The sequence below is a fragment of the Bacillus sp. GMa5/1 genome (genome assembly GCF_050172015.1).
Classification (GTDB): domain Bacteria; phylum Bacillota; class Bacilli; order Bacillales; family Bacillaceae_G; genus Bacillus_A; species Bacillus_A cereus.
This window is the reverse complement of sequence record NZ_JBNLYC010000002.1, coordinates 12,639-30,787: the sequence shown is the minus strand read 5'-3', so window position 1 is coordinate 30,787 and position 18,149 is coordinate 12,639. Positions and strand designations below refer to the sequence as shown.

Below are 18,149 nucleotides of genomic sequence, written 5' to 3'. Positions count from 1 at the left end.
ATTTGAAATGATTTTTTTCACAGAAAAAAACCGTTCCTTTCCTCTCTCTATATTAACATGACTAATAGAGAGAAGAAAAATAACGGCTATTTTCTTTCATATATAAACAGACTTATATTGGCATAAAGGGAAGTGACGAGAACAGCTTAACTATTCTCGTCCAAAATTACTCCTTGGATGAAGGGGTTTTCATGTATTATATTAACAGAGCTTTATTAATATTTAATTAAGCCATTGTTAATATATTGTAAACATCCTTCATCCTATTTTTCAGTTGCTGATTTCGGTAAAACAACTGTAAACGTTGTTCCTTCTCCAACTTCACTATCTACTGTAATCGTACCTTGATGCGCCTCAACTAAATGCTTTACGATCGACAATCCAAGGCCGGTACCACCAGTATTTCTACTTCTTGCTTTATCCACCCGGTAGAAACGTTCAAAAATACGCGGAATTTCCTCTTTACTAATACCAATTCCAGTATCCGATACTTTTATATAAGCATTATATTTATCTTCCGCTAACTCTACTGAAACAACGCCTCCAGCCGGTGTATATACGATTGCGTTATTAATTAAATTAATAAAGATTTGTTTCAAACGACTTGGATCTCCAATAACAGAGGCACGTTTTAATACATTCACTTGTAAAGAGATTTCTTTTTCTCCTGCTTTATTATCAAGCACCATATGAATATCTTCAAGCAGCCCCTTCATGTCAACGGTTCCCATATTTAATTTAAATCCTTGTTGTTCGATCTTCGACAAATCTAATAAATCTTCAATTAATCCTTGCATGCGCTCACTTTCTTTTAAAATAATGTGCAAGAAATGTTCGCAGAATTTTTTATTATCCATCGCTCCGTCTAAGAGTGTTTCTGAAAAACCTTTAATAGAAGTAATCGGTGTCTTTAATTCATGAGAAACATTCGCTAAAAAGTCTTTTCTCATTTGTTCTAATTTCTTTAACTCTGTTATGTCATGGAATACGAGAACAATCCCTTTCCATTCATGGTTTGTCCCGATAATAGGCGCTCCATATACTTCGAAATGCTTCCGTTCAATTCCAAGTGGTAATAACATTTGTTTACGCACTTTCACTTCTGTCATAAAGATTTCTTCTACAAGCTCAATAATTTCTGTATGATGAAACGATTCATAATATAAGCGATCTAAATATTCTTCATCTGTTACGTGGAAAGTTTCCTTATAAGAGCGGTTTACAAGGTTTATATATCCTCGGCTATCAATTAAAATCATTCCGCTTCCCATATTTTCAATTAACGTATGCAGACGATCTTGCTGCATTTCTTGTTCAAGTGTCATCTCTTGTAAATTTCGTGCTAAAATATTAATCGCTTTACTCAGCATTCCTGTTTCATCCGAATGACTTTCGTATGCACGTGCTTTATAATTACCCTTTGCCAATTCAATTGCAACTTTCGTAACCGATTCAATCGGCCTAATATATTGCCCTGTAATTTTCATACCTAAAAATACAACTACGAGACAAGCAATGACAAATCCGATAATTAATAATCCCCACGTTTTTTGATGTACGTCTCTTAAAGGATCAATTATACTTTTCACCAAAATGTATCCTTGTTTTCCTTCTACATCTTGAACGAACACCGCATGATAAAATTCATTCTTTCGATCCGTTTCTTTCGTAATTACTTTACTTCGTTGTTTTGCCACTTCCGAAGAAAGTTCTTTAATCGTCTCTGGACTAAATGCCAATTCTTGTCCTTTTCTATATTGAACTTTCTTTTTTTCATCCAAAAATACGATAGAAGCTGGTATTTTTTCTTCTAACTTTTCAAATACGTATGGATTTTTTAAGACATTATCAAAACCTTGCTCTTCTGCTAACGTCGCAACATACTCCGTCTCTTTTACCATTCTCTCTTTAGCATGATCTATATAGTAGTTTTCAAACACAGTTTCTAGTAATAAACCTAGTCCAACTAAAATAAATACAATAAGAGAAACAAATGTAAAAAGAAGCCTGGAACGAAATTTATTCATTCCCTTTTGGCTCCTCTAATTTATATCCTAAACCACGTATCGTTTTAATGTACGTCGGTTTTTTCGTATTTTGTTCAATTTTATCGCGCAAATGGCTAATATGAACATCAACAATTCGTGTATCACCAGCAAAATCATAATTCCATACAGCACTTAATAATTGATCACGTGTCAACACGCGACTTTTATTTTTCGCAAGATACACAAGTAGTTCAAATTCTTTTGGTGTTAATTCAAGCTTTCTTCCTTGGAAATAAGCCTCATAAAACTCCGGTAAAATTTTAAGTTCTGCAATTGTGATGCTATCTTCATCTGGCGCTTCTGCAACTTGTTCTTCTTGTTGTAATTTCGTACGGCGCAAAATCGCCTTCACACGAGCAACTACTTCTCTTGGACTAAATGGCTTTGTCATATAATCATCTGCCCCAAGTTCAAGGCCTAGCACCTTATCAAACTCATCATCTTTTGCCGTTAACATTAAAATCGGCGTCATAACGCGCTGCAATCGTAATTCTTTACACACTTCCATACCATCCATTTTCGGAAGCATTAAATCTAATATAATTAAATCTGGGCGTTCTGTTGTCGCTTTTTGAAGCGCCATTTCTCCATCCATCGCTGTTATAACTTCAAACCCAGCTTGTTGTAAATTAAATTCGATTAAAGTTAAGATAAATTCCTCATCATCAACTACTAAAATACGATTGTTCATTCTTTTCCTCCAAGTTATAGACTTGAAACCTTCTTCATCCTAGTATTTTCCCCGTTATTCTCATCATACTAGAAAACAAGGTCCCTCTCAATATAATTGTCTATTCATGGATTCGGATTGTGCTATTGTTATTCCTAAAAACAATTACGTTCGCCTCAATTATGTTTTGTTATCCATACTTTATATACTTCCATATCGTTATTAAATTCTACTTCCGTATGAATATTGAGTTCTCGATTTTGCGCTAAGAGAAAAGATAAAGCATACGCTATTTTATAATCTGGTGTTTCATATCCATCAAATACTCTCCCGTACATTTCATTCACAAACCCGTCTGCCCACACTTCAGCTTCTCTTACCGTTTCAAAGATCACTCTTCTCTTTTCCACCTCACCTAAAAAACCACTCCTTTAATTGACTTCAATTACCGATAATAATATTATTAATCTTAATATATAAATTAATAATATTCGGAGGTCTATTATGCGACTAATACTATCCATTCTATCTTTAGCAGTCACATGTATCCTTGCTTTTAACGCTCCTAGCTGGGATACGATTAAAACGGGTTGCTCAGAATTTGCTGAAGGGTTCAAAGAAGGGTTTTTCAACTAAAAATAGCGCTAGCATCCTTATTAAAGGTATGCTAGCGCTATTTTTAGTTTCATCTTTTAAAAGTTATCTAATGCTTTTTCCATAATGGAAACAGATTTATAAGGTGGCGTTACTGTTAATGAACCCTTTACAACAGTTTCTCCTTTTTCATCATGAGCAGATACAAGCATATCAATTGTATGTTCCTCCTCAGAAACAGCCACAACTTCAAAGTGGATTTGTAACGTTTCATAATGGTGAACATGTTTCACGAATGTAAGGTCCTTTCTCGTAATATGACTTCCTGGACCCGGTAAATATTTCGTAACCGCCGTTGTAATCATTCCCGTTAGCATAATGCTTGGTACAATCGGCTTTTCATACGGAGTTTGGGATGCGTAATCATGCTGAATATATAATGGATTGGCATCATTCGTTAACCCTAAGTACAATAACAAATCTTTATCCTCAATTTTTTCAGTGATAGATAATTTCTCTCCTACTGTAATTTCATCCATTTTACGACCAATTTGAACTTTTTTCTTTAACATGTTACAACCCCCTCCGATTTTTTCACCTTATTATCCTACTAAAAGCGATACCTTATCCGAAATTTACTATGATGAGGGCAATGTATAGTATAAATCTACAGTTTCATTATAGGATATTACAAATGATAGCGTTTTCATATTATTTCAAAAAAACAATTCGGTAAATAGTAGAAAAAGATTCGGAATCCCGAATCTTTTTCACTACTATTCAATTATTAAACAAGAACTTTCATTACGTTACGTACAGATTCTACAGAGCGATTTAACGCTTCTTTTTCATCTGCAAGAAGTTCTAATTCAATAATTTTTTCAATTCCGTTACCACCTAGAATTACTGGTACCCCTAAGTAAAGGTCACTATAACCATACTCACCTTCAAGGTACGCAATAGCCGGTAATACACGGCGTTGATCTTTTAAGATTGCTTCTGTCATTTCAACTAAAGAAGCTGCTGGTGCGTAATATGCACTACCGTTTCCTAATAAGCCTACAATCTCACCGCCACCTTTACGTGTACGTTCTACGATTGCTTCTAAACGCTCTTTCGGAATTAACGTTTCTAACGGAATACCGCCTGCATATGAATAACGCACAAGAGGTACCATGTCGTCACCGTGTCCACCAAGAACAAATCCTGTAATATCTTTTACAGAAAGATTTAATTCTTGTGCGATGAATGTACGGAAACGAGCTGTATCTAATACACCCGATTGACCGATAACACGCTCTTTCGGGAATCCTGCTTCTTTAAATACAGAATATGTCATTGCATCAACTGGATTTGTTAACACAACAATAATTGCATTTGGTGAATGTTTTGCAATGTCGCGCGTAATACTTTTCATAATTTTAGAGTTTGTTGCTACTAAGTCATCACGGCTCATACCAGGCTTACGTGCAATACCTGCTGTAATAACGACAACGTCAGAATCAGCAGTATCTGCGTAATCAGATGTTCCAATAATGTTAGCATCAAAACCTTGTACTGGGCTCGCTTCTAACATATCTAACGCTTTCCCTTTTGTTGGATTTTCCAGTTGTGGAATGTCCACTAATACAACATCTGCCAGTTCTTTTTGTGCTAATAAGAATGCCGTTGTTGCTCCTGTAAATCCTGCACCGATGACTGAAACCTTCTTGCGTTTGATTGTCATAATTTACCCCCCCGCTTTAATTATGCGTTTTTGATTATCGCTACATCCATGTTTTTAATAAGTTCATTAGCGAACTCAGAACATTTCACTTCTGTTGCACCTTCCATTAAGCGTGCGAAATCATAAGTTACTACTTTTGAAGCAATTGTTTTCTCAACAGAAGCAGTTACTAATTTCGCAGCTTCGTTCCATCCTAAGTGTTCTAATAATAATACACCTGAAAGAAGAACAGAAGATGGGTTTACTTTATCTAAACCTGCATATTTTGGAGCTGTACCGTGTGTAGCTTCAAAGATAGCATGTCCAGTCACATAGTTAATGTTTGCACCAGGTGCAATACCAATTCCACCTACTTGTGCAGCAAGTGCATCAGAGATATAGTCACCATTTAAGTTCATTGTTGCAACAACATCGAACTCACGTGGACGAGTTAAAATTTGTTGTAAGAAGATGTCTGCAATAGAATCTTTTACGATGATTTTTCCAGCCACTTCAGCGTCTGCCATCGCTTTATTCGCTGCATCTTTACCATCTTTTTCAACGATACGATCGTATTCAGCCCAAGTAAATACTTTGTCGCCGAATTCTTGTTCCGCTACTTCGTAACCCCAGTTTTTGAATGCACCTTCTGTAAATTTCATAATGTTTCCTTTATGAACTAATGTAACAGAAGAGCGTTTTTCGTTAATTGCATATTGAATTGCAGCACGAACAAGACGCTTTGTCCCTTCTTCTGAAATCGGCTTAATACCAATACCAGATGTTTCTGGGAAGCGGATTTTATTAACACCCATTGCTTCTTTTAAGAAAGCAAGAACTTTTTCTGCTTCTGGAGATCCTTGTGCATATTCAATTCCAGCATAAATGTCTTCTGTATTTTCACGGAAAATAACCATATCAGTATCTTCCGGACGTTTTACAGGTGAAGGAACACCTTCAAAATAACGAACTGGACGTAGACATACATATAAATCTAATTCTTGACGAAGTGCTACGTTTAAAGAACGAATACCACCGCCAACTGGAGTTGTAAGTGGACCTTTAATCGCGATTAAATATTCACGAATTAAGTTTAAAGTTTCTTCTGGTAACCACTCGCCTGTTTGGTTGAATGCTTTTTCCCCTGCAAGCACTTCTTTCCAAACGATTTTCTTCTCACCATCATAAGCTTTTTCAACTGCTGCTTCTAGTACGCGAGATGCAGCTGCCCAAATATCAGGACCAATTCCATCTCCCTCGATAAATGGAATAATCGGATTGTTTGGTACATTCATAACACCATTAGTTACAGTAATTTTTTCACCTGTCGTCAATGTGATAACCCCCATGTTTGAAATTTCATATGTATGAAACTGAGGGAATAACCCCTCAGTTCAAACCGTTAGTCAAATTAAAATATTCTAATCATTACATCTTTCCGAAAAAATCAGACTTTTGAAAGCGTATTTTCACTATCAAAATAGTGTTATTCGCTTATCGTTGTGCAATTGGAACATACACTTGATGCGTTGGTCCATTATAATCAGCACGCGGACGAATTAAACGGTTGTTTTCATATTGTTCTAGAATATGAGCTAACCAGCCTGACATACGGCTAATTGCAAAAATAGGTGTAAATAAGTCATGGTCAATTCCTAAACAATGGTATACAGAAGCTGAATAGAAATCAACATTTGGTGGAAGACCTTTTTCTTTTGTTACAATGTCTTCAATTTTGATAGACATATTATACCATTTCTCTTCCCCTAAAAGCACGCATAATCTCTTAGACATTTCACGTAAGTGTTTTGCACGTGGATCACCCTGCTCATACACACGGTGGCCAAAGCCCATGATTTTCACTTTATTTTGAAGAGCATTATGAATATATGACTCTACATTTTCTTCTTCACCAATCTCAGTTAACATCTTCATTACATTTTCATTTGCCCCACCGTGAAGAGGACCTTTTAATGCACCGATTGCTGCTGTAATACCAGAATATACATCTGAAAGTGTAGCTACGCAAACACGTGCAGTAAATGTAGAAGCGTTTAACTCATGATCTGCATGAAGTACAAGCGCCTTATCAAAAGCTTCAATTTCAACTTCATTTGGCTCGCGATCATTTAACATGTACAAGAAGTTTGCAGCTAATGATAAATCCTTTCTTGGCTCAACAATATCTAAACCTTTACGGATTCTCGCGTAAGCAGCAACTAAAGTTCCGACTTGCGCCTGTAATTTAACCGCTTTCAAATAATTGGACTTTTCATCCATAATTTCAGCGCTCTCATCGTATAATGATAGCATGGAAATTGCAGTTCGTAAAACAGACATCGGATGTGCAATTTTTAAATCTACTTGTTTCAAATATGTTAAAATCTCACCTGGAACTTTATAGTATTCAGATACAATTTCATTAAATTCCGCTAGTTCTTTTTCATTAGGAAGCTTGCGGTGCCATAATAAGTACACTACTTCTTCAAACGTAGCATTCTCAGCTAAATCATCAATATTATACCCAACATAAGTTAATGTATCATCAATAATAGAGCTCACAGATGATGTTGTTGCTACTACCCCTTCTAAACCTCGAATAACAGTCATGAAATTCTCTCCTTTTCCTGAAAATTCTCCCAACCTTGCTCCTTATATCTATTTGCTCCCCTTATGAATTATGAACGCCCGTTCACTCTTTAGGCAAGCAAAATGCACGATCATGCAAATTTGTTGCGATGTTCCCCTCTTATTGTCCATTGTTTACATGGAAAGCATGAGCGTGAATGTCTCCCCGAATCCTCACGCTCAAAACAACAAGTTAGTGAGGAAAATACATTCCGAAGAGTTTTATGATAAAAACAACATAAAACAATATCATTATAAAATTGTTTTATGTTGTTTTTATTTTATCTGGTGTAAAGTCTCTGCTGTTATGTAACTTTTCAAAGTTTCTAATCCTATTATAAACAATTATCTGACTTTTGTGAACAGAAAGAATTCAAAAATTTTATATTACTATAAAATTCCTTATTTAAACATCTGTATAATACTCATAACCGCATAGGCAATTCCAGCCCCAATTAACGGACCAACAGCAACCCCATTAAATAGCGCAACCGCTATAATTGTCCCAAAAACAAGCGCAGTTGTAATGTGAGGATCCGTCGTCAACAATTGTACGCCGCCTTTCGCTAACAAAGCGACCGCTACACCTGAAGCTAAAGCAATCCACGCATAATAAGATTTCGCCGCTTCTCCAAGTTGTTTAAAACCTATTTCCCCTGTCGCAATCGGTACGAGCACCGCTATTGTAATGACCGTTACACCTAGGTTAATTCCTTTCGTTTGTAAATAAGGAAAGACCTTATCTCCTAAAAACGTAAACTTCAATAAAAATAACACACCAATAGCTACAGTAAGCGATTGGTTTTTAGCAATAAGTCCTATAATAAGTAGTATGAATAAAAATAACGTTGACTGACTAATCATGTTTGCACTTCCTTTCTGAAAATAATGAACTCATTTCCAAACAAAAATACCTTTAAACCTATCGTTATACATGCTATATCGATGCCTATTCAACATGAATCACTTCATTTTTTATGTATTTTAAAATGACAAACTGAGACTTTCACCATCAAAATTTAAGCATGTATACATTTTAAAAAACGGGCGTCTCTTCTTTCTTTTCTAATTAGAAACAGGTAAAATAAAAAGAAGAGAAAATGAAGTTTTTACCATATAGTAGAAGCATCAACACCAAGCTTTCACAGTCACTCACATACTGAAAAAGCAGGAAAAATCCATCATTCCACTATAACATAAAGTGAAACTTTAATCAGTGGAGCACACTCGTTATAAGTTGAACGAATTAGGATAATCCAAATTGGAATGGGAGGTATACATCTTTGAACCGAAACTTACTATATATGATATTGAGACTCATATTTGTCATTGTAGCAACGGTAGCTGGGTTCTATGTATTACTATACATGTCAGGGCTTATCTATCCTTTTATTATCGCTTTTGCATTTGCTTATTTGATTAATCCTGTCGTCAATTTCCTTAATCAAAAACTACAATTTCCTCGCGCACTAGCAGTACTCGTTAGCTTAATTCTCGTATTTGGAGCTATCGTTGGACTTGTTACATATCTTGTGACTGAAGCAATATCTGCCACAACATACTTACTACAACTTGTTACAGTAAAGTTTCCAGATATCGTTACATTCGCTCAGCAATTTGCACTTAATCATATTATGCCTCTCTACGATGATTTAATCTCTAAATTTAATCATCTTGGAGAACCACAGCGCTATACAATTACACAAAACATTCAAAACTTAGGAACAGAAGCAACAACACAAATGAAAGAACTTTTAACCGCCATTATAAGCGGGTTAACGAATTTCATTAGTGCACTGCCAACAACTTTAACTGTTCTTGTATTCATTTTATTAGCCACTTTCTTCATTAGTTACGATTGGCACCGTCTTGCTCAGAAAGCAAGAAAATTGCTACCGAATCGTGTACATGGCTATGGAAAAACTATTTTTGTCGACTTAAGAAAAGCTTTGTTTGGTTTTGTGAAAGCACAACTTACACTCGTATCTATGACAACCGTCATTGTACTAATCGGGCTTTTAATATTACGCGTACCATACGCCATTACTATTGCGATTATTACAGGAGTTGTAGATTTACTACCATACTTAGGAACAGGCGCAGTCTTCGTTCCATGGGTTATATACGTATTTTTCACTGGCGATACCGCATTCGCCATTGGTCTTCTCATTTTATACATCGTCGTGATTGTCCAAAGACAAATTATGGAGCCGAAAGTACTTTCATCTAACATCGGTCTCGATCCATTAGCAACACTCGTCGCTCTATTTGTCGGCTTTAAACTTTTTGGCTTTTTAGGATTAATCATCGGCCCAGTCACCTTAGTACTACTTAATACATTACACAAAGCTAATGTCTTCCATGACTTGTGGAAATATATTAAAGGTTCACCTTCAAAATAATAGTTTCTAATTCATACACAACAAAAAACTTACATGTAATCAGTGGGAATTTCCCACTGATTATTCCTTGTACTTATTTTTCATACTCATTACATAAAACAAGAGAATTGCACTCAAAAAAGATAATTCTCTTGTTTTTTTGCATGAAAAACGCATATTTCGTGGTGTTTTTACATATTTATTCTATTTATTTTATAATTATCATTTACATTTATTACTTTTTATGTAAATGAATAAATATACAAAATAGCATAAAACAAGACTTCAACTAACAATCTCCGCCTTTTTATATGAATTTTTTACACCAATCGTTCCTTTATATAAGAAAGCAAAACTTTAATTCAGCAGCGTTTCCCTCCATCTTATTCATCTAAATTAATAGCACTAAAAAATCACAAGTTTAATCGAAGTACACACAAGAGTTCAAACGAAAATTATATAGCACATATAATAAGCGAACGTTTTGTTCATCCCCACTCATCATTCGCCCCACATCAGACGCTTACGAGCAGCCCAGCTTTGAGATAGAAATTTCACCCCACAAATAGCGAGGTAAAGCAAAGCTTCAATCAGAAAGTTCCTCTCCTCTTACAATACAAAAAAATAGCACTTAGATTTCTACAATCTAAGTGCTATTTCTGAATAATAATAGTAGAGTTCTTTCTAAATTTCCATTCCATCCACTTCATAACAAGCGGCTTCAATAAAGCTCTCGTAATAGGGATCACGCAGATAAACCCTAGCACATCGGTCACATACCCAGGAAGCACTAAGAGAATACCTCCTACAAATACAAAAATACCATCTAGTACCGCCTCACCTGGCATTTCCCCTCTATTCAACTTAGATTGAATCTCTCCAAGCACTTTAAACCCTTGTCTTTTCGCCAAATACACACCTACAACACCTGTAAATACAATCATAGCGAACGTAGACCATAAACCTATTACATGACTTGATCCAATTAAGACCGTAATCTCAATCGCCGGTATTAAAATAAACAAGAATAGTAACCACTTCATAGTTCTACACCTCTCTCACAACTCACTTTTAACGTCCTCACAACGCCTATATACATCATATGAAATATAGATACTCTTTCATATTAAAACACATAACAAACAGCTTTTAAAAGCAATTCTAGGCGCTTTAAGCTAATTCTATCTCGTTTTTGTGTAAAAAAAAGAGAAGGACTCCGATCCTTCTCTCCGTATTACTTATAGCACTTCCGCATGTCCATTATAAACAATTCCGCGTGCTGCATCAACTGTTACTTCTTGGCCATTTTTTAAAGTTGCTGTTACGCCGTTTACACCAACGATAACAGGAATACCGATTGATACGCCTACAACAGCTGCATGGCTTGTTAAGCCACCTTCTTCTACAACTAAAGCCGCAGCTTTTTCGATTGCAGGAATCATATCTTTATCAGTGCTTGTTGTAACAAGGATATCACCTTCGTTTACGTTCGCTACAGCTTCAGCAGCTGTTTTTGCTACAACTACTTTACCTTTTGCAGCTTTACGACCAATTCCTTGTCCTTTAGCAATTTCTTCACCAACAACGTGGATTTTCATTAAGTTTGTTGTACCAGTTTCAGCAACTGGAACACCCGCAGTAATCACTACAGTATCTCCAAGTCCAATTAGACCCGCATCCATACCTGTTTGAATTGCTGTATCTAACATTTCGTCAGTTGAAGCTGCGCGCTTCTCAGCCATAAATGCTTGTACACCCCAAACAAGTGCAAGACGACGTCCTACTTGCTCGTCAGATGTTACAGCTACGATTGGAGATTTTGGACGGTATTTAGAGATCATTTTCGCAGTATATCCACTTTCTGTTGGAGCTACGATTGCAGCTACATCAAGAGCAAGTGCTGTATGCGCAACAGATTGGCTAATTGCATCTGTAATTGTTGGAGTGAACTCTTTAATACGTTTTTTGAACATATCTTCATATTGTAATGATTTTTCAACACGTACCGCAATGTTAGCCATCATTGTTACTGCTTCTACCGGATATTGTCCAGCAGCTGTTTCACCTGAAAGCATGATTGCATCTGTACCATCGAAGATTGCGTTAGCTACGTCACTTGCTTCCGCACGAGTTGGACGTGGGTTACGTTGCATAGAATCTAACATTTGTGTTGCAGTAATAACCGGTTTACCTAACACGTTACATTTTTTAATTAGACGTTTTTGTACTAACGGTACTTCTTCTGGTGGAATTTCTACACCCATATCACCACGAGCTACCATTAAACCGTCAGAAACTTCTAAGATTGAATCGATGTTGTCGATACCTTCTTGGTTTTCGATTTTTGGTACGATTTGGATGTATTGAGCGTTATGCTCTTCTAATAATTCACGGATTTCTAATACGTCAGACGCTTTACGTACGAATGAAGCTGCAATGAAATCAACTTTTTGCTCGATACCGAAGATGATATCTTTTACGTCTTTTTCAGTGATACCAGGAAGCTTAATGCTTACGTTTGGTACGTTAACACCTTTTTTATTTTTTACAGTTCCGCTGTTAAGAACTTTTGTACGGATGTTTCCATCAGCTTTTTCGATTACTTCTAGTTCGATAAGACCGTCATCGATTAGAATACGAGAACCTGGGTCTACATCGTCATAAAGACCAGCATAAGATACAGAGAACTTCTCTGCAGTACCTAATACTTGCTCAGTAGAAAGAACTACCTCTGCACCTGTTACAAGCTCAGCTTGTCCGTCTACGAAGTCGTGAGTACGGATTTCTGGACCTTTTGTATCAAGTAAGATACCAACTGTTTTACCAGTTTTCTTTGAAGCTTCACGAATGTTTTTAATACGAGCTCCGTGCTCTTCATGGCTACCATGAGAGAAGTTTAAACGAGCAACGTTCATACCTGCTTCGATTAATTGCTCTAATTTTTCAATACTTTCACTAGCAGGACCTATAGTACATACAATTTTAGTTTTACGCATATTGCACCTCCGAAAATTATGAAACCGTTCCCAAATATCTGACATTACGCCGATTAGATGGATAATTCTTTAGATAATTGATACATATCTTTATCGATTGTATGCTTTTGAGCTAACGCTTCGATAATGTCATGATCAACAAGTTTATTATCTTGAATACCTACACAACGTCCACCTTTACCAGCAATTAACAACTCAACTGCTCTTGCACCAAGACGACTTGCTAATACACGGTCTTGTGCACTTGGTGATCCACCACGTTGTACGTGACCTAATACAGTTACACGAGTATCAAAGTTTGTTGCTTCTTCAATGTGCTTACCGATGTCAATTGCACTTCCAACACCTTCAGCTACAATGATAATACTGTGTTTTTTACCACGTTCGCTACCACGTTTTAGACGAGCGATTACATCATCCATGTCATACTCTTCTTCTGGAATTAAGATTGTTTCTGCACCATCAGCTAAACCAGCCCATAATGCGATATCTCCAGCATGACGTCCCATTACTTCGATAACATATGTACGTTCATGAGATGTAGCTGTATCACGGATTTTATCAATTGCATCAATAACAGTGTTTAAAGCTGTATCGAAACCAATTGTGAAGTCTGTTCCAGGGATATCATTGTCGATTGTACCTGGTACACCAACACATGGGAATCCTTGTTCAGTTAATTTTTTAGCGCCTTGGTAAGAACCATCTCCACCAATAACAACAAGTCCTTCGATACCATGTTTCTTTAATTGCTCGATACCTTTTAGTCGTACTTCTGGGTCTTTAAACTCAGGACATCTTGCTGTATATAATTTCGTACCACCGCGGTGGATAATATCGCCAACAGAACCAAGTTCTAATTTTTCAATGTGACCAGAAATTAATCCAGCGTATCCATGGTAAATACCATATACTTCAATATCATGGAAAATCGCTTTACGAACAACTGCACGAATGGCAGCATTCATACCAGGTGAATCTCCACCACTTGTTAATACACCAATACGTTTCATTTGTACTCACCTCATAAAGATTATTTGCCTTATAATAAAATAACACGAAAAAATATAAAAACACAATGGAGAAGATGTGTCTTTTCATAATAAAAACGTGCATTCGCGAAGAGGAACGCACGCTTTTCTTATTTTATCCCAATGGAAGCGTTTGAAAACGAAACTTGCCCAATTTTCATATATTTTTCATAACGTTTTTCGATTAATTCATCTTTCGAAATTCCGTTTAATTGTTCAAAAGTTTTTCTAATTATTAAGTCTATATTTTCTGACTGTTTCAAAATATTACGGTGAGCTCCACCTTTTGTCTCTGGAATAATTTCATCAATTACACCTAATTCTTTCAAATCTGCTGCTGTAATTTTCATTGCCTCTGCAGCTTCCTTTGCTTTTCCTGCATCTTTCCAAAGAATTGCCGCTGCACCCTCTGGTGTAATAACAGAATAAGTGGAATTTTCTAGCATATGAATGTAATCTCCTACTCCAAGGCCTAGCGCACCACCACTACCGCCTTCACCGATAACGATACAAATAACTGGTACCGTTAAACCTGCCATCTCAAATAGGTTGCGGGCAATAGCTTCACTTTGTCCACGTTCTTCAGCTGCTTTACCAGGATAAGCTCCCTTCGTATCGATGAAACAAATAATAGGACGATTAAACTTTTCCGCTTGTTTCATGAGACGCAGTGCTTTTCGATATCCTTCTGGATGAGGCATTCCAAAGTTACGGCGAATATTTTCTTTCGTATCTTTTCCGCGCTGATGCCCAATTACAGTTACAGGCATCCCTTTATATTTCGCAATGCCGCCGACAATCGCTGCATCATCGCCAAATAGACGATCTCCATGACATTCGAAAAAATCAGTAAATAAGTGCTCAATATAATCGAGCGTTGTCGGTCGTTCTGCATGACGAGCAATTTGAACACGGTCCCATACTTTTAGATTGCCGTATATATCTTCCTCTAAATTTTCTAGCTTTTCTTCCAAAATACGAATCTCCTCACTGAAGTCCATCTGGCTGTTTTTCGTATAGTCTTTCAGTTCACGAATCTTATTTCTTAGCTCAACAACTGGTTTTTCAAATTCTAGCTCTGCCATACAGCCACTTCCCCTCCTTGATGAACTTCTAAAATCTTACGAAGCGATTCTCTCATATCATCACGATGCACCACCGCATCTAATTGACCATGATCTAGTAAGAATTCTGCCGTTTGGAAATCTTCCGGTAGTTTCTCACGCACCGTTTGTTCAATTACACGTCTACCAGCAAATCCGATAAGTGCACCTGGTTCTGCAAGATTATAATCACCAAGTGAAGCGAAACTCGCTGAAACCCCGCCCGTCGTTGGGTGAGTCATAACAGAAATAAATAATCCTCCTGCATTACTATGCTTTTTCAAAGCTACGCTTGTTTTTGCCATTTGCATTAAACTTAATATACCTTCTTGCATACGGGCACCACCCGAAGCAGTAAAGATAATAAATGGAACTTGTAAGTCGTACGCCTTTTCAACCGCACGGGCGATTTTTTCTCCTACTACAGAGCCCATGCTCCCCATTCGAAAACGAGAATCCATTACTGCAACAACAACAAGCATGTCATCAATTGTTCCTTCACCAGTTACAACCGCTTCGTTCAATTCAGTCTTCTTACGATCGCTCTCTAGTTTCTCTTCATAACCTGGAAACTCGAGTGGATTTAATGAAACCATTTCTTTGTCATACTCACGGAATGACCCTTCGTCCAATATACTATCAAGACGTTCCCATGCATTCATAGGATGATGATATCCACAATTCACACATACTTTTAAATTTTTTAGAAGTTCTTTCGTATACATGATTTTTTTACATTCCGGACATTTTGTCATAACGCCATCTGGCACATCTTTTCGTACTTGTTCTGAAGGTATTGCAGCGTACTTTTTCTTTTTCACGAATAAATCTCTTAGCACAATTTGACCCCCTTCGTTGAGAGCTAAGGTTAGCGTAAGAAGAAAATGGGGCTAACACCAAAGTTTGATGTTAGCCTTATCTTCTCAATCTGTCTAATAACCTCACTCTTTACGTTTAACTTTAACCGCTACGCGGTAGAATGTTTGTCATAACGTGTCATGGTCATTTCGACAAATTTTATACATTACGAGTGAAACTGTATATTCTCTACTAATTCATCGTAAATTTTTAGTGCATCATTTTCTTGTTTTTCTTCCAAAGTAGCGTAAAGCTTTCTATACATATCGATAGAATCTCTTGAAACTTTACAAGAAAGCGTTGATACGTAATCATTTACGATCATCCAAATGCGATATAGTAAATAATTATCGACTTGTTCAATAAGTGTTTTAAAGAACGTTTGATGAAGCGTTGGGATTGAGTTTTCATTTCCTTCAAGTACTTGGTGTAATTTACTTAGCACTTTAGAAAACGTTTCTTTCGGTAAATTACATACAATTCGAATCATATCTTTCTCGAGTAATCGTTTCGTTTGTAATAAATCACGAATTGTTTTCTCATCTTGCAATAAGAACGGAGCAATTAATTGTACAAGACCGTTATCATAAAAGTTTCGAATAAACGTCCCTTCACCACGTCTCGTTTCAATCAATCCTACCAGTTCTAAAGCACGCAATGCTTCTCTTACAGAGGAACGTCCTACGTTTAAGCGTGAACTTAACTCACGCTCAGACGGCAAACGATCCCCCGCCACCAATCCATCCTCTTCCATAATGGAACGGATTTTTTTTACAATTTCGAGATATACTTTTGTATTTGATGATGTCAATGGAATTTCCTCGCTTATTCTTTACCAATCAGCGCTAATTGTTTTGTTTTTTCAGCGATCTCATTTGGATCTACTTGACGGCGAGCTACTCCTGTCTCCATTGCTGCTTTTGCAACGTAAGCCGCTACTTGAGGCGCTACACGCGCGTCAAATGGTGCCGGAATGATATAGTCTGCATTTAACTCATCTTCTGCTACAAGCTCAGCAATAGCCTGTACAGCTGCCATCTTCATTTCTTCGTTAATTTGTGTCGCATGTACGTCAAGTGCACCGCGGAAAATACCAGGGAACGCCAGTACATTATTTACTTGGTTCGGGAAGTCAGAACGACCTGTTCCAACAACAGCTGCGCCCGCTGCTTTTGCCAATTCTGGCATAATTTCTGGAACTGGATTCGCCATTGCAAAAATAATCGCATCGTCATTCATTGTACGAACCATCTCTTCTGTTAATGCACCTTCTGCAGATACACCAATGAATACGTCTGCACCTTGTACAACATCAGCTAAAGAACCTTCTATACGATTCTTATTTGTATATTTTGCAACTTCATCCTTCACCGGATTCATACCTGTAGGACGACCATCATAGATTGCCCCTTTACGGTCACACATAATAATGTCGCGTACACCATAGCGATATAAAAGTTTAATAATTGCAATACCTGCTGCACCTGCGCCATTTGCGACAACTTTAATGTCAGACATTTTCTTTCCAACTAATTTCAGTGCATTTACAAGACCTGCTACTGTTACAATAGCTGTTCCGTGTTGATCATCATGGAAGATAGGAATATTTGTTTCTTTTTTCAAACGCTCTTCAATAATGAAGCAGTTTGGTGCTGCGATATCTTCTAAGTTAACGCCGCCAAAAGTTGGCTCCATTAATTTTACAGTTTCAACAATTTTATCTACATCGTTTGTATTTAAGGCAATTGGGAATGCATCTACACCAGCAAAGCTCTTGAATAATACAGCTTTACCTTCCATTACTGGAAGAGATGCTTCAGGTCCAATGTTACCAAGACCAAGTACAGCTGTTCCATCTGTCACAACTGCTACCATATTTCCCTTCATCGTATATTCATATACCTTACTTTTATCGTCATAAATTTCTTTACAAGGTTCTGCAACCCCTGGAGAATATGCAAGACTTAAATCTTTTGCATTTTCTACTTTTACTTTTGATACAGTTTCTAATTTTCCTTGATGCACTTTATGCATGTGAAGTGCTTCTTCACGAAGTGTTGACAAACTATCCACTCTCCTCAAATTATTCTTGCTGATATCAATTTCTCCAAGTGGTCTGACCACGAACACTACTA

Annotated in this window: 16 protein-coding genes and 1 pseudogene; 2 read left to right on the top strand and 15 right to left on the bottom strand. The window is 36.9% G+C overall.

Annotated elements, in window-relative coordinates; genetic code table 11:
- Window positions 1-263: 263 nt before the first annotated feature.
- From phoR to ACQGSG_RS00705, 3 genes and pseudogenes are all read right to left on the bottom strand, one after another.
- Window positions 264-2,027, bottom strand: coding sequence for a sensory box histidine kinase PhoR (gene phoR / locus ACQGSG_RS00715; RefSeq protein ID WP_001032106.1), 1,764 nt, complete (start codon window positions 2,025-2,027; stop codon window positions 264-266).
- Window positions 2,020-2,739 carry a two-component system response regulator PhoP gene (phoP, locus tag ACQGSG_RS00710; protein WP_001065220.1) on the bottom strand — a complete coding sequence of 240 codons (720 nt, stop codon included), beginning with the start codon at window positions 2,737-2,739 and terminating at the stop codon, window positions 2,020-2,022. Before phoP ends, phoR begins: the two co-directional genes overlap by 8 nt.
- Before the next feature lie 155 nt (window positions 2,740-2,894).
- A pseudogene (locus ACQGSG_RS00705) lies at window positions 2,895-3,133 on the bottom strand (hypothetical protein).
- A gap of 89 nt (window positions 3,134-3,222) precedes the next feature.
- Between ACQGSG_RS00705 and ACQGSG_RS00700 the strand changes: the two are divergent.
- Window positions 3,223-3,354 (top strand): hypothetical protein, encoded by a 132-nt coding sequence (locus tag ACQGSG_RS00700; protein ID WP_001237022.1) that lies wholly within the window; start codon window positions 3,223-3,225, stop codon window positions 3,352-3,354.
- Window positions 3,355-3,410: 56 nt separating this feature from the next.
- Here the strand turns inward: ACQGSG_RS00700 and ACQGSG_RS00695 are convergent, their stop codons facing one another.
- The 5 genes from ACQGSG_RS00695 to ACQGSG_RS00675 all read right to left on the bottom strand — a co-directional run bounded on the left by ACQGSG_RS00695 (window position 3,411) and on the right by ACQGSG_RS00675 (window position 8,509).
- Entirely contained in the window at window positions 3,411-3,884 is a 474-nt protein-coding gene (locus ACQGSG_RS00695) for a MaoC family dehydratase (RefSeq protein ID WP_000914181.1), read from the bottom strand.
- A 215-nt stretch (window positions 3,885-4,099) separates the two neighbouring features.
- Entirely contained in the window at window positions 4,100-5,038 is a 939-nt protein-coding gene (gene mdh, locus ACQGSG_RS00690; protein WP_098348257.1) for a malate dehydrogenase, read from the bottom strand.
- A 20-nt stretch (window positions 5,039-5,058) separates the two neighbouring features.
- Window positions 5,059-6,351: an NADP-dependent isocitrate dehydrogenase gene (icd, locus tag ACQGSG_RS00685; RefSeq protein WP_000206898.1), complete on the bottom strand. Its 1,293-nt coding sequence runs from the start codon at window positions 6,349-6,351 to the stop codon at window positions 5,059-5,061.
- A gap of 160 nt (window positions 6,352-6,511) precedes the next feature.
- Window positions 6,512-7,660 (bottom strand): citrate synthase, encoded by a 1,149-nt coding sequence (citZ, locus tag ACQGSG_RS00680; RefSeq protein ID WP_142320254.1) that lies wholly within the window; start codon window positions 7,658-7,660, stop codon window positions 6,512-6,514.
- A 387-nt stretch (window positions 7,661-8,047) separates the two neighbouring features.
- On the bottom strand, window positions 8,048-8,509 hold the full coding sequence (locus ACQGSG_RS00675) for a DUF441 domain-containing protein (protein ID WP_000625507.1): 462 nt from the start codon (window positions 8,507-8,509) through the stop codon (window positions 8,048-8,050).
- Window positions 8,510-8,928: 419 nt separating this feature from the next.
- Here ACQGSG_RS00675 and ytvI point away from each other — a divergent pair, with 419 nt between their 5' ends.
- Complete coding sequence (ytvI, locus tag ACQGSG_RS00670; protein ID WP_001081388.1) at window positions 8,929-10,047, top strand: sporulation integral membrane protein YtvI; 1,119 nt, start codon at window positions 8,929-8,931, stop codon at window positions 10,045-10,047.
- Between the two features lie 632 nt (window positions 10,048-10,679).
- Here the strand turns inward: ytvI and ACQGSG_RS00665 are convergent.
- The 7 genes from ACQGSG_RS00665 to ACQGSG_RS00635 form a co-directional block, all read right to left on the bottom strand.
- Window positions 10,680-11,069 (bottom strand): FxsA family protein, encoded by a 390-nt coding sequence (locus tag ACQGSG_RS00665; protein ID WP_000871631.1) that lies wholly within the window; start codon window positions 11,067-11,069, stop codon window positions 10,680-10,682.
- Between the two features lie 195 nt (window positions 11,070-11,264).
- Window positions 11,265-13,022: a pyruvate kinase gene (gene pyk / locus ACQGSG_RS00660; RefSeq protein WP_001232673.1), complete on the bottom strand. Its 1,758-nt coding sequence runs from the start codon at window positions 13,020-13,022 to the stop codon at window positions 11,265-11,267.
- 53 nt (window positions 13,023-13,075) lie between these two features.
- Window positions 13,076-14,035, bottom strand: a complete 960-nt coding sequence (gene pfkA, locus ACQGSG_RS00655) for a 6-phosphofructokinase (protein WP_000821156.1) — start codon at window positions 14,033-14,035, stop codon at window positions 13,076-13,078.
- Window positions 14,036-14,163: 128 nt separating this feature from the next.
- On the bottom strand, window positions 14,164-15,138 hold the full coding sequence (gene accA / locus ACQGSG_RS00650; protein WP_000818807.1) for an acetyl-CoA carboxylase carboxyl transferase subunit alpha: 975 nt from the start codon (window positions 15,136-15,138) through the stop codon (window positions 14,164-14,166).
- A complete protein-coding gene (accD, locus tag ACQGSG_RS00645; RefSeq protein WP_000942857.1) occupies window positions 15,126-15,995 on the bottom strand; it encodes an acetyl-CoA carboxylase, carboxyltransferase subunit beta in 870 nt (289 codons plus the stop codon). Before accD ends, accA begins: the two co-directional genes overlap by 13 nt.
- A 185-nt stretch (window positions 15,996-16,180) precedes the next feature.
- Complete coding sequence (locus ACQGSG_RS00640) at window positions 16,181-16,825, bottom strand: FadR/GntR family transcriptional regulator (protein ID WP_000204440.1); 645 nt, start codon at window positions 16,823-16,825, stop codon at window positions 16,181-16,183.
- A gap of 14 nt (window positions 16,826-16,839) precedes the next feature.
- Complete coding sequence (locus ACQGSG_RS00635; RefSeq protein ID WP_161508111.1) at window positions 16,840-18,048, bottom strand: NAD(P)-dependent malic enzyme; 1,209 nt, start codon at window positions 18,046-18,048, stop codon at window positions 16,840-16,842.
- Between the last annotated feature and the right edge of the window lie 101 nt (window positions 18,049-18,149).